Source organism: Leucobacter sp. L43, from assembly GCF_016597785.1.
GTDB classification, from domain to species: domain Bacteria; phylum Actinomycetota; class Actinomycetes; order Actinomycetales; family Microbacteriaceae; genus Leucobacter; species Leucobacter alluvii.
Map to the genome: position 1 here is coordinate 210,847 of NZ_JAENJG010000003.1, position 12,302 is coordinate 223,148.

Genomic DNA, 12,302 nt, shown 5'->3' on the forward strand with positions numbered 1-12,302 from the left:
GGACGCCGAGGACGTTGGGCCACTGGCGCAGGCACCGCCGACTGAGGTCATGATCACCCTGTCTGCGCGCGATGATCAACTGCGGAGTCGCCGGTGGGCACTTCCTCCGCTCGTGAGGTACATCGCGTTGCGGATCGGCATGGCTGTCATCCTCGCGATCGGGGTGACGCTGGTGACATTCTCATTGGCGAACCTCGTTCCCGGGGATCCGGTACAGGCCGCGCTCGGCGAGCAAGCCTCGGGCAATCCGGAGATCGTGGAGCAGTTCCGCGAAGACATGGGACTCGATCAACCGCTTCCGGTGCAATATCTCACGTATATGTCGAACCTCTTCCAGGGGGATCTCGGCACGTCGACGCAGACCAAGGCGCCGGTCGCGAAGGAACTGGTCTCGGCATTCCCGGCGACCGCCGAACTCGCAGCCGCTTCGATCATCGTCGCGATCGTCATCGGCGTTGCGCTCGGTCTGTGGGCGGCACTGCGTCGCGGGAGGGCGACGGACCACCTCATCCGTGTCGTCAGCCTCATCGGGATCTCGGTGCCGACCTTCTGGTTGGCGATCATCGTGTACTTCTTCTTCTTCTTCCAGCTCCGCATCCTGCCGGGCTCGGGCCGGTTGTCGCCGCTCACCATGCCACCACCCCGCGTGACCGGCTTCTACACGATCGACGCCCTACTCGTGGGGAACTGGACGACGTTCGGCGATGCCGTATTGCACCTGGTGATGCCCGCTTCCGTTCTGGCGCTCGGGGTGATCGGTTTGCTCACGAGGTTCGCGAGGTCGTCCGTGCTGGAGGTGCTCAACATGGATTACGTCAAGGCCGCGAGCGCGAAAGGGCTGCCGCCTCGTGTGGTCATCTTCCGATACGTGCTCCGTGGCGCGCTCGTGCCGATCATCGCGGTCGTCGGCATCGCCTTCGGGTCGTTGCTCGCCGGCGCAGTGCTCACCGAGCAGGTGTTCGCCTGGCACGGCATCGGCGAACTCGCGTACAACGCGGCGACGAAACTCGATCTTCCCGTAGTCATGGGCGTCGGTCTGCTCGTCGGCATCACCTACATCTGCGTCAATCTCGTCGTCGACATCGTCTACGGCTTCGTCGACCCCAGAGCGAGGACAACATGACGATCGCAGCAGCACCGAAACGAGCATCGCGCCTGCGCGTGCCCACTGCCCTGCGTTCACCGCTCGGGTACATCGGCGCAGGGATCGTGCTGGTATGGCTTCTCATCGCGGCGACCGCTCCATGGCTAGCGCCATTCGACCCGCTGGCCGACGACTTCGAACGCCTGCAACCGCCGAACGATACGAACCTGATGGGCACCGACGCCGTCGGCCGTGACGTGCTGTCGCGCGTGCTGTACGGCGCGCGCACGTCATTGCCCCTCGCCTTCATGATCGTCGTGACCTCGATGATCATCGGAACGATCGTCGGAGCGGTCGCCGGGTACTTCGGCAGAGCCGTGGACGAGATCTTGATGCGGATCACGGACATCGTCTTCGCCTTCCCCTCGATCATCCTCGCCATGGTCATCGCCGCAGCGCTGGGGCCGAGCCTGACGAACGCCTTCATCGCTCTGGTGTTCGTCTCGTGGCCGAGTTATGCCAGGGTCGCCCGATCCCTCGTGATCGTCGCGAGGAAGCATGATTACGTCATCGCGGGGCGCATGCTCGGCGCGGGGCCGTTCACCTCGCTCCGACGAGATGTGATGCCGAACGTGGCATCTCCGCTCTTCGTGCTCGGAGCGCTCAACGTCGGCACCGCCATCCTCGAGCTCGCGGGTCTTTCCTTCTTGGGTCTTGGAGCGGTTCCGCCGCTTCCCGACTGGGGGGCCGCCGTCTCCGAGGGCGTGCACCACTTCTCGGCATGGTGGATCTCGCTGTATCCCGGCCTCGCGATCCTCACCGTCGTCGTCGCCTTCAACCTGTTCGGTGACTCGTTGCGGGACTCGCTCGATCCGTCGACGGCGAAGCAGATCAAGGGAGGTCGACTGTGAGTAGCGGATTGCAGATACGGGATCTGACACTGCGAATCGGAGGTACTCCGATCGTCTCGGGAATCAGTTTCGATGTGCCGAGCGGGCAGATCACCGGCCTCGCCGGTGAGTCAGGCTCAGGCAAAACGATGACCGGGCTCTCGATCTGCGGGCTCCAACCCAAGGGGGCTGAGCGCGGTGGCACGGTCGAATTCGCGGGCCGCAACCTGATCGGCCTCTCCGAACGGGCGATGAATGCCCATCGGGGCACCGACATCGCCATGATCTTTCAGGATCCGACCGCGTCATTGCACCCGATGCTGCGAATCGAGCATCAGCTGACCGATCACCTCCGCTTCCACGAGCGCATGACGCGTCAGGCAGCCCGCAGCCGAGCGATCGACCTGCTCGCCTCGCTCCACGTTCCCGAACCGGCCGCGGCACTCAGAAAGTACCCGCACGAGTTCTCAGGCGGGCAGCTGCAACGGATCGCGATCGCGATCGCGATGATCTGCCGGCCTCAGGTGCTCATCGCGGATGAGCCGACGACGGCACTCGACGTGACCGTTCAGGCGGGGATCCTGCGCCTGCTGCGCGAGCTCTGCGACGAATACGGTCTCGCGATTCTGCTGGTGAGTCACGATCTCGGAGTGATGTCGGCTGTCGCCGACTCCCTGATTGTGATGCGCCGAGGAGAGGTCGTGGAATCGGGCACGTGCCACCAGGTCATCACCGACCCGAAGGAACCGTATACGCGGTCGCTCATCGATTCGCTGCCGGCGGCAGCGCCGACGCGCGTCGCCACAACTACAGGATTGGAGTCGTTGTGAGCTCATCACTGCTCTCGGTCGAGAATGTCACGGTCACGTACCGGCGACCGGGTCTCGGAAAGCTGATCGCGACGAACGATGTCTCCTTCGAACTCGAACGCGGTCAGGTGCTCGGGCTCGTCGGCGAATCGGGGTGCGGTAAGTCGACGCTCGCGCGCGCGATCTGCGGGCTCGAGACGCCCACTTCAGGTCGCATCCGATTCGATGGGACGACGGTTCGTCGTTTGAAGAACCGGCGCAGACCTCGTGAACTCATGGGAATTCAGATGGTCTTCCAGAATCCCTATGCGTCTCTCAACCCTCGACGCACCGTGAGCAGTCAGATCGAAGACGGCCTCAGGGCCATCACCGGGAGTGCCCGGTGGACGGTGGCTGAGCTGCTCACTGAGGTGGAGCTCGACCGCGCGGCCGGGGAGAAGTTTCCGCACGAGTTCTCCGGCGGCCAGCGGCAGCGGATCGCGATCGCTCGGGCGATCGCAGCTGGGCCGGAGTTGCTCATCGGTGACGAGCCGATCGCCTCGCTCGACGCGTCGCTCCAGTCGAAGATCGCTCTGCTGATGCGGCGACTGGCTCTGGAGAGCGACGCGGCTCTGCTGTTCATCTCACACGATCTCGCGGTGGTGAGAGTCGTTGCAGACAGCATCGCCGTCATGGAACGAGGTCGAATCGTCGAGCGCGGACCCGTGGCCGAGATCTGGAACGATCCGCAGGAGCCCTACACCCAGAAGCTCCTCGCCGCCATTCCCGCGGTCGATGGAATGGGCAGGCTTCCCGGGTGACTGGCCTCGCACACGGCGTCGACGTCATGGTCGAGCCGGACAGCTTCCTCTCGCGGCATATGCTGATCGATGGCCACAACGACCTGCCTTCGATGCTGCGCAAGGTCAGCGGATACTCGGTCGACGGCCTCGATGAAGAACGTATCGATACGCACACCGATCTGGTGAGGCTCAGTCGTGGTCGCATCGGGGGGCAGTTCTGGTCGGTCTGGGTTCCGTCATACCTCGCGGAGCCGAATGCGGTGGTCGCGACACTGGAGCAGATCGACGCGGTGTACCGCCTCGTCGACCGCTATCCCGACAAGTTGGGCATCGCTTTCACCGCCGACGAAGCCGTCGCCCAGTTCGAACGCGGAAGGGTCGCCTCGCTGATCGGTATCGAGGGCGGGCATTCGATCGCCGGGTCGCTCGGAACGCTGCGGATGTTCGCCCGGCTGGGCGTCAGATACATCACCTTGACCCACAACGACGACACGGAGTGGGCCGCGTCCGCGACCGGGCTGCACCCGCATTCCGGTCTGGATGTGCACGGGGAGGCGATCATTCGGGAGATGAACCGGATCGGTCTCATCGTCGATCTTTCGCACACGGCCGAATCGACGCAGCTCGAGACGATCGGGGTCACGGAGGCCCCGGTCATCTTCTCGCATTCGTCGCTTCGGCGCCTCACGGATCACCCGAGGAACGTCTCGGACGTCGTGCTCTCCGCGCTGGTCGGGAACGGCGGCGTGCTGCAACTGACCTTCGTGCCGGAGTTCGTATCCGCACAGGTCGCCGAGTGGGACGCCGAACGACGCGCACGCTGCTTGCAGCTCGAGATCGAACCGGATAACGAGGAGTACGTGCTCGGAACGAAGCCGTTGTTCCCCAGTGCTCCGAAGCCCGCCGAAACGCACGTCGACACGCTTGCTCGAAATGTGCGGGACCTGCGATCCAAGGAATCTCCGATCTCGGAGCAGCAGCGAAGGCTGCTGGCGAGCTGGTACGCCAGCAATCCCATGCCGGCCGCCACCTTGCAGCAGGTCGCCGATCATTTCGATGCCGCCCGTGAACAGCTCGGGATCGCGCACCTCGGGGTGAGCGGGGACTACGACGGGTCTCGAGTCTTCCCCGAGGGGCTCGAGAATGTCAGTAGTTATCCACGGCTGTTCGGGGAGCTGATGCGCCGACGATGGTCGGAATCGGACCTCGCCAAGCTCGCTGGTGAGAACATTCTTCGCGTGATGCGCGAGGTAGAAGACCTGGCCACGGAGCCGATGTGGCCGTCAGGCGGCGACTTCCACCATGAGCGCATCGATCACGCCAGCGGGTGAGCCATCATGGCCGTGCCGCCACCCGGGTGCTCGTCCAGGTGCTCGTCCTCCTCCGGCTTCGGGTCACGGGCATCCGCATACGCGAATGCGAGCGAGGCGATCGCGAGCGTGAACGCCAGGATGCCGAACGGGTTGCAGAGCGCGAGCGACATCTCCGCCGAGAACGCGGAACCCCCTGCGAGGCTGAGGATGGAGACGAGGCCGCCGCCGACGCGGTCAGGAACGGTCAGGCCGAAACCGATCGCGCAGACCCACGCGAGGATCAGCGTGACGATCGTGCTCCGGCTCGTGCGACGCCCGCGGGATGCGGTCACGCGTAGCCGGCGCGCCTGCCACACCTGCAACCAGACGAACACCAACCCGATCGTCGGGAGGTACCACCAGGTCAGGCTGCCACCGATGCCGAACAGCCAGCGGCCGGCCGCCATCCACAGCGCCAATACCACTCCGACGACGACTACGACCGAGCTCCGCACGCCTGCTCCTCACCTGTGCTCAGCACCTCCGGCAGAAGACCCGCCCGGGTGCGCAGTACTAGCCAACCAGATTTCACTTTGTGCCGCGAACAGTGCTATTCTCTAACGGTTGTCATCGCACGGTGGCCACGCCCCGATAGCTCAGTGGTAGAGCACTTCCATGGTAAGGAAGGGGTCCCGGGTTCAAATCCCGGTCGGGGCTCTGACTCTCTGGCTCGCACTCGTGCGGGCCAGTTTGGCTGAGTAGCTCAGCTGGTTAGAGCGCACGACTCATAATCGTGAGGTCGCGGGATCGAGCCCCGCCTCAGCTACAGAGAGTCTCTGAGAAACCCCCTCTTCGGAGGGGGTTTCTTGGTTCCCGGAGGAGGTGGCCGACGTGCTCCGGTTATTTCGCCTCGGCCGGGGGACCGGCTTCCAGTTCAGCGAGGCGCGCGTCCACGTATTCGAGACGGTAGAGCATCTGGTCGTTCGTAGCCGCAATCGACTTCACCACGTTGGAGAGCTCGGTGTTCTGCTTCACCAGGAGTCGGATGCCGATGGTCGCTCCGATGGCGACGGCTAAGAGGCATCCGAGCCAGGGAACCCAGTACACGGCAGCAGCGATGATGGCGGTCACGAAGGCACTCCAGTCTCGGGGCAGGGGATGGGGTTGGGGTTGCATTCGAGAAGACGCAGACCCCTGGGGGCCGCGCACTCGGCATCCCGGTCAGCACGCAGTCGAAGAACGGGCCGTGCCGCTGTCGCGCCACGGCATCGTCTGGTCGGTGAGGTGATCGAAGCCGGTGATGGCGATGCACTCCGGACGCGACGTGGCGACGCCGATCATCGGGAGGCCAGGCCTCCCAGTGTGCAGCAGTCGGTGCAGGGCGACGTCGAACTCTGTGCAGAGCGGAAGCATGACGGGCTCGAGATCGATGAAGAGGAAACGGCCACGGGCACTTTCTGTTTCGCCCGTGGTGAGTGAAGCCAGTACATCGAGGGCGGCATCGCCGTAGATCGTCTCGTACAGGCTCCCGTAGTGGTCGAGCTGGATGTCGTCGGGAAGCAGCACGAGTGGTTCGAGTGCACGAAGGTCGATGACGGTTTCGAGAATGGACCTGCAACGCAGTTCCCACAGTCGGTCGAAGGCGCCCTGGAAGAGCACGCGAGACGAGTCGGTCCAGGGTGGAGCGAACGACTCGGTATCGACGAGATCATCCGCTGCACTCCGACGCGCGGTCTCCCCTTCGGGGCAGCTCTCTATCAGCATGCGATCTAACTCTCGACGTATTCGTGCAATGGTTCGGTTGACGGTCCACCACGCGTGTATGCAGTGCGAGCGCGTCCGGCTTCGGCGAGCGCTGATCGTGCCCCGGATACGGCAGACCGACGCTCATGCGTGCCGCCGATAAGTACAGCACTCGTCCCCGTCGACGCAGCGGCGTCATCGCGCGTTTGCGTGCTGGCCTGCACGAAAGCCGTATCTGCTCGCTGGAATTGGGTGCGTTCTGCGCGCGCGACCGGTAGTCATGCATCTGTGCCAGCCCCACCGAGGACGAGCCGGCACCGTGCGGGCCCGTCCTCGAAGGGCGAATCACTCACATGAGATCGGGATTCTTCTTGACGTATTGCTCCGCTGCTTCTTCACTCATTGCGACGAGGCCGCGAGACCCGTGAGAGAGAGCGTTCAGAGCGTGAACCCATGCCTTGCTCATCTGCGGCTCCCGGCTGCCGGAGAAGTGGAAGGTGACCGGAATGTACGGGCTGAGCCACACGGAGACGAGGCTGTTCCCGCGCACCGATGGTATGTCCCAACTGAGAAAGAAGCACTCCTGCTTCTTAAATTTCTGTCCGATGACGAACTTCAGATGCGCGAGCAAGCGGTCTTCGAATTCGTATTCATTGCCGTCGTGCAACAGTTTTCCCATTGGTATGGAGTCCTTTCGGTTTTATCTCCACCCCCGATCCCGAGCCTATAACCCGATCCGGCGGAAGGCTGTCGACGTTGGGTCACCGTGGGGTCACCGCTGGGAGCGTCGAATGAGCCACCACAGAAGCAATGCGCCGATGAGGACGAACGCACCGAGGGCGGTGAACACGTAGGCGGGGAGACCGGCGTCCACGCCGCGCTCCACGAGTTCGGGAGCATCTTGGGAGTGCTGCAACAGGGAGTGCCAGGCGGCGAAGTGTGTCATGCGAGTGCCTCTTCCGTGCTGATCGAGCGTGTCTTCAGGTCTGATTCGTCGCCCCGTCGAGCGCGACGCTGGGCCCTGGCGCCGAGCGCGATGTAGGCGCTGCTCGCGACAACGGTCGCCCCGAGGATCACGGCCCACCAAGGGAACCCGGGAAGCTCGGGGCTCTGAGCGGGGTCCGCAGCCGGCGGTGTCGGAGTGAGTCGCTCCGCGTGCACGAGGAGGCGGTGCGAGTTGATGCCGACGGGGGTGCACGTGACGAGAGTGATGAAGTCTTCGCCCGGCTCCACAGCGAGCGATTCGGTTTCCGTGGGGAGCACCGCCTCGGTGCTCGTGACCTGATAGGCGAGAGTCTCGCCGTACACGTCGATGTAGAACTGGTCGCCCTCGTCGAGCTTATGAAGATCGGTGAAGAGCGCCGCTTTTGCGAGTCCGGAGTGCCCGGTCAGCACGCTGTGCGTGCTCGGCCCGCCGACGGGAAGCGCCGTGCCGAAGAGATGACCGACGCCCTGGAGGAGGGCGGAGTCCGTCGTGCCGTGGAGAACGGGGAGATCGACATCGATTTCGGGAATGCGAATTCGGGCCATGACGCCGGTCGGCAGGCCCTCGAGTTGTTGCATATACGTGCGGTACATGTCTGATTCGATGTCGTCGACCGACATCGTGAACGGATCGTAGGCTCCGCTGTAGCCGAGGTGCTCGTTGTATTCGCGTGCTGAACGAAGCGTTTCTTGCCGTAGCGCGTCGGGCAACCCTGACACCGTGTGGGAGTAATCGGTTCCCACTGCGGATTGGTTTCCCTGGGAGAACCACGCAGCGATCTGCGGGTACAGCAGGAGCAACAGCCCGAGGTGAACGAGAACGACTAAGACCACGCGGGAGCGGGTCGGTATCCCCGTATCCTTTGCTTTCGTCCGGATACTGCGCTGCTGCATGGTGAACATTCCGTGTCTGCTGAGAGATGTGAACGCGTTGGTGGGCGACCGGAAGCCGTGCTTCCGATCGCCCACCAACGAGACGGGTGCGGTTACGCCGTCGCCTTGCGCTTCATGCGCGTCGCCGCAAAGGCCGTGCCGCCGAGCACGAGGAGGCCGGCGAGCGTGAGCATCGCGGTTCCGGCTCCACCGGTGATGGGCAGGTTCGGGAGGATCGCCTTCTGGTTTTCCACCACCTGCACCGTCGGGGTGGCAGTGCCCGCCGTCTTCACCGTGACCTTGATGGGGTCAGCGAGCAGTACGTACCCTGCCGGGGCCTCGATCTCAGCGACCCAGTAGTCGCGCTGATGCGTGGCCGAGTCAGTGGCGAGGCTCGGGATGAGCGTCGAACCATTGTCGTCAGTGGTGAAGACGGTCTCACCCGCATCGTTCACGAGCGCGTTCGTCTTGTTGCGCGCGTCAGACTCGGTGGCGTAGACGCTGAACTTCGCGCCGGCAAGTGCCTGACTGTTTGCGCCATCGGCCTTGTCGATGCGGATGCTGCCGAACTCGCTGACCGCGGGGTCCGACTCGATCAGCTTCTCAATGTCATTGAGGTTGGTGTAGTACTCGACATCGTTCGTGATGACGCCGTCATCGCCGAGGTCGAGGACCTTCGTGTGGATCGTGTAGGCGAGTGGCTGGCCCGAGTCGTCGGCTACGCGCGCAAGTCCGGCCGCGGTGAGCGAGAGCGTGACCTTCTGACCCTGCGCCTCGACGGTGTAGTCGGTGCCTTCGACGAGTGCGGCGCTTGCGTAGGTCACATCAGCGATCGACTCGAAGCTCAGTCGGGCGTCCAGCGTGTCGGAGAGCGCGAGTGCCTTGAGCACGTCGCCCTGGCCGAGCTTCGGTGCCGTCGCAGTGATGCTCCACGCCCGGTGCGTCTTGGCGTAATCCGGCGTTCCGGGGTCGATGAGCTGCTTCTCAACGGCGTTGGTCGAATTCTTCGGGTAGGTGTGCACGTCGTATACCCACTGATCGTTGATCACCGTGGGCAGGGCCACGAGGTAGGGAGCCGCGGGTGCGGTGATGTTCGCCGGTTCGCCGTCGATCAGGCCGCCCGAGATGTCCGTCTCTTCGATGATGTAGAGCCCGACGGGAAGACCGGAGAACGTGAGCGCGCCGTCCGCCGCGGTGGTCGCGGTCGTCGCCGAGCCCGTACCGAGTGCGCGGGCCGCGTCGACCGTCATCTCGCCGAGCCCCTCCCAGTTCGCGGGCACGCTGAGATCCAGGCCGGTGACCGGGGTGACCGAGAACTCAACGTTCTCAATGGGGAGGGCGCCGGCCGGAAGCTTGTCGAGCTTGCTCCCGTCGCCGGGCACGGAGCCCGGGTTATCGGGTTGGGTGAACTTGTTCACCGTGATCGAACCGATGCGGTCGGGGTCGACGTTGCCCGGGGCCGCGTTCGCCGTAGCGGCGCCGAGACCGAGAGTCGAGACTGCGACCAGCGCAGCAGCGACGCCGAGGAGGCTTCGCTTGAGGTGTGATCCTCGCATGGTCTTGTTACCTTTCCTGTTTCGTTGGGGTGTAAAAGTGGGGTTGGGCACGATGGTGCGGAACAGTCCTATTCGCTCCGTCGCCTCGTACGGGTCATCCACCATGCGGCTGCGAGCAAGCCGAGCACTGCGGTGGCACCGATGATCAGCACGATGGTCTCTGCGCTCGCTCCAGTCATCGGAAGCTTGGGCTGGAACGAGGAAGTGTTCGGCGGAACCTCGAGTTCAGCGGAGTCTTCGGGGGACGTCACTTCGGGTGCCCCCGACGGGCTCGTCGAGGCGTTTGCGACTGCGGTATTCGTGACCCGGCCCGCGAAAGCATCGTCCATCGTGATCGTGTACGTCGCCGTGCACCGCACGCTCTCGCCAGGCCAGAACCCGCCTGGCGGGCAGGTGATCGTGCTCATTTCACCGCTCCCGGTGAAGTCTGTTTCTGTGATCTGGGCCCGCCATAGAGGAACATTCCCGGTATTCGTCACGGTGAAGGTGTAGTTGACCGTGTCACCGACTGCGGCGGTCGACTGGTCGACCTCTTTCGTGAGTTCGATCGCCGGCTGCGCAGCCGTCAGCGGGGTGTCCGTGCTCGCCTCATTGGACTCGATGTCGTTCGGGATGCCATCGGGCGAAGCAGTCGCGATTGCGGTGTTCGCAACGCGACCGGCTTCCTGGTCATCCTGTGTGACGGCGTACCCGCTCGTGGCGATGCAACGGAGTTGCTCGCCCGGCTGGAGTGCCCTGATGGGGCAACTCACTTCGATCCCGCTTTCGGCGAGCATGGCGTCGTTTACGAGAACGTTTCTGACCGGAATTTCTCCAGTGTTGGTGACTCTGAACGAGTAATGAATGAGGTCACCGATGTCGTGGAGCTCATTCGCGTTCACGTCCGTAATCCGGTCCACGAACTTCTCGAGCTCGATGCCCGCGGGTTTCACAGCGTTGGTGATGGTGCACGAGACGAGATCACCGAGACCGACGTGGATGGATTGTGCGTAGCCCCCGCTGGTGCCGACCGGAAGCGTCGTGTCTTCCTGTCCATTTCGAGTGCAGGCCCATGAGGCGCTGTAGTTCTCGAGGCGCCCGGTACTCGTTTCGCTGAAATCCGCGGGAGAACCGCCCAGCTTCACCGGGATGTTCTGACGCCCGGTGGTCGCAAAAGCGCCCGTCGGCCCCGTTTCCGCGGTCGCGGGGATTGCGTTGCCATCGGCGTTGCTGACGTTGACCGTGAAGTTGTCATCGCCGTAGCGCGATTCCACTTGCTTGCTCAGCTCCACCTGAGAGATCAAGAACCCGAACGCGCCGGCTTCCACACCCCGTTCGGCGTAGAACGTCTGCGTCATCCGTTCGGAGGCGGCTGATGCCACGATGGCGGCGCCCGTACGAAGTTCGACCTTCGTATCCCCGCCATCGCAGATCACGGTGTACGGGTCGTCAAAAATGAGCTCGCCGCCGCACGCGTTCCCCAGCGCGTCACCGTCACCCGAGATCGCGTAGATGGGATCACTCGACCTCCAGGTGATCGTCTCCTTCTTGCCCGTATCAGGTTGCTGGTCGGTGGTCTCCGCATCCGCACTCACCAGCGAATAACCCTGCACTGGCGTGCCCGAGGCGTCACTCACCACCACGTTCTCAATGGCGATGGTCGATTCGATTGGATCGACCTTCTCTAAGGGGTTCCAATCGTCCTGCAGGAGTGCAGCGGATCCGGCCACTCCGGTGTAGTTCTCGTTTCCGAAGTACGCATTGATGTCGGTTGGAAACGGGGTCGCGTGCAAAGGATGCCCGGTGGTCTTCAATACGAACGACGCGCTCCAGCCTCCGGGCAGGGGCAGTGACATCCTCTGCCCCTCGGAGCTGATCGCCTGGTAGTGGTCGTACCCTGAGAAGTCGATCCAGCAGAGGGTCTCCGCGTACTTGCCTGAGCCCGGGTCAGCCGTGGAGCAACTGGTCATCGTCTCTGCCGCGTGCGCCGGAGGCGGTGGCGCGAGCGCGGGGAGTGCGAGCGCTGCGAAGGCGATCGCTGCCACGAGCTGCGAGAGGCGCTTGCCTCGCGTGGCAGTGTTCTTCATCGCGGACCTCCGCCTGAATAGGAGGGGGAACTGGCGGGGTGAAGGGGAGATGATCGGTTGCACAATCATCAAGGATGCTGTGACGCATGGTCCACATTCGCGGTTTGTGGTCCTTGGCTGCGCGGTTCAGTGCGCGAAGTGCGGAATTGCGCTCGTGCGAGGGCGTTTGAAGTAGGGCGGGTCGCGGCTTGCAGGGAGATTCGCCTGAGGCGGCTCCCTGTGA

13 protein-coding genes and 2 tRNA genes are annotated in these 12,302 nt (G+C 63.8%); 7 read left to right on the plus strand and 8 right to left on the minus strand.

Annotation, left to right across the window (positions count from 1 at the left end; all coding sequences use genetic code 11):
* Positions 1–49: 49 nt before the first annotated feature.
* The 5 genes from JE033_RS13020 to JE033_RS13040 are packed head-to-tail and all read left to right on the plus strand — an operon-like array spanning position 50 to position 4,896.
* Positions 50–1,123, plus strand: coding sequence for an ABC transporter permease (locus tag JE033_RS13020; RefSeq protein ID WP_200332180.1), 1,074 nt, complete (start codon positions 50–52; stop codon positions 1,121–1,123).
* Positions 1,120–1,995, plus strand: coding sequence for an ABC transporter permease (locus JE033_RS13025; protein WP_200332182.1), 876 nt, complete (start codon positions 1,120–1,122; stop codon positions 1,993–1,995). The genes JE033_RS13020 and JE033_RS13025 overlap by 4 nt, the downstream gene beginning before the upstream one ends.
* Positions 1,992–2,804, plus strand: coding sequence for an ABC transporter ATP-binding protein (locus JE033_RS13030; RefSeq protein ID WP_200332184.1), 813 nt, complete (start codon positions 1,992–1,994; stop codon positions 2,802–2,804). The genes JE033_RS13025 and JE033_RS13030 overlap by 4 nt, the downstream gene beginning before the upstream one ends.
* Positions 2,801–3,583 (plus strand): ABC transporter ATP-binding protein, encoded by a 783-nt coding sequence (locus JE033_RS13035; RefSeq protein ID WP_370567967.1) that lies wholly within the window; start codon positions 2,801–2,803, stop codon positions 3,581–3,583. The genes JE033_RS13030 and JE033_RS13035 overlap by 4 nt, the downstream gene beginning before the upstream one ends.
* A complete protein-coding gene (locus JE033_RS13040) occupies positions 3,580–4,896 on the plus strand; it encodes a dipeptidase (protein WP_200332186.1) in 1,317 nt (438 codons plus the stop codon). Before JE033_RS13035 ends, JE033_RS13040 begins: the two co-directional genes overlap by 4 nt.
* On the opposite strand, the gene JE033_RS13045 is transcribed toward JE033_RS13040, so the two are convergent.
* Positions 4,881–5,372 (minus strand): hypothetical protein, encoded by a 492-nt coding sequence (locus JE033_RS13045; protein WP_370567968.1) that lies wholly within the window; start codon positions 5,370–5,372, stop codon positions 4,881–4,883. The two genes, JE033_RS13040 and JE033_RS13045, sit on opposite strands and share 16 nt — an antisense overlap.
* Positions 5,373–5,502: 130 nt before the next feature.
* On the opposite strand from JE033_RS13045, the gene JE033_RS13050 reads away from it, so the two are divergent.
* Both JE033_RS13050 and JE033_RS13055 read left to right on the plus strand, forming a co-directional pair.
* Positions 5,503–5,574, plus strand: a tRNA-Thr gene (locus JE033_RS13050).
* Positions 5,575–5,609: 35 nt separating this feature from the next.
* A tRNA-Met gene (locus JE033_RS13055) sits at positions 5,610–5,683 on the plus strand.
* Between the two features lie 74 nt (positions 5,684–5,757).
* On the opposite strand, the gene JE033_RS13060 is transcribed toward JE033_RS13055, so the two are convergent.
* From JE033_RS13060 to JE033_RS13090, 7 genes are all read right to left on the minus strand, one after another.
* Positions 5,758–5,988 carry a hypothetical protein gene (locus JE033_RS13060; RefSeq protein WP_200332188.1) on the minus strand — a complete coding sequence of 77 codons (231 nt, stop codon included), beginning with the start codon at positions 5,986–5,988 and terminating at the stop codon, positions 5,758–5,760.
* Between the two features lie 90 nt (positions 5,989–6,078).
* The gene (locus tag JE033_RS13065; RefSeq protein ID WP_200332190.1) at positions 6,079–6,621 is read right to left on the minus strand and encodes a hypothetical protein; all 543 of its coding nucleotides are present in this window, start codon (positions 6,619–6,621) and stop codon (positions 6,079–6,081) included.
* Between the two features lie 328 nt (positions 6,622–6,949).
* Positions 6,950–7,279 carry a hypothetical protein gene (locus JE033_RS13070; protein ID WP_200332191.1) on the minus strand — a complete coding sequence of 110 codons (330 nt, stop codon included), beginning with the start codon at positions 7,277–7,279 and terminating at the stop codon, positions 6,950–6,952.
* 93 nt (positions 7,280–7,372) lie between these two features.
* Positions 7,373–7,546: a hypothetical protein gene (locus JE033_RS13075; RefSeq protein ID WP_200332192.1), complete on the minus strand. Its 174-nt coding sequence runs from the start codon at positions 7,544–7,546 to the stop codon at positions 7,373–7,375.
* A complete protein-coding gene (locus JE033_RS13080; RefSeq protein ID WP_200332193.1) occupies positions 7,543–8,418 on the minus strand; it encodes a class C sortase in 876 nt (291 codons plus the stop codon). Before JE033_RS13080 ends, JE033_RS13075 begins: the two co-directional genes overlap by 4 nt.
* Before the next feature lie 152 nt (positions 8,419–8,570).
* Positions 8,571–10,013: a SpaH/EbpB family LPXTG-anchored major pilin gene (locus JE033_RS13085; protein ID WP_200332194.1), complete on the minus strand. Its 1,443-nt coding sequence runs from the start codon at positions 10,011–10,013 to the stop codon at positions 8,571–8,573.
* A 68-nt stretch (positions 10,014–10,081) separates the two neighbouring features.
* Positions 10,082–12,079 (minus strand): LPXTG cell wall anchor domain-containing protein, encoded by a 1,998-nt coding sequence (locus JE033_RS13090; RefSeq protein WP_200332195.1) that lies wholly within the window; start codon positions 12,077–12,079, stop codon positions 10,082–10,084.
* Between the last annotated feature and the right edge of the window lie 223 nt (positions 12,080–12,302).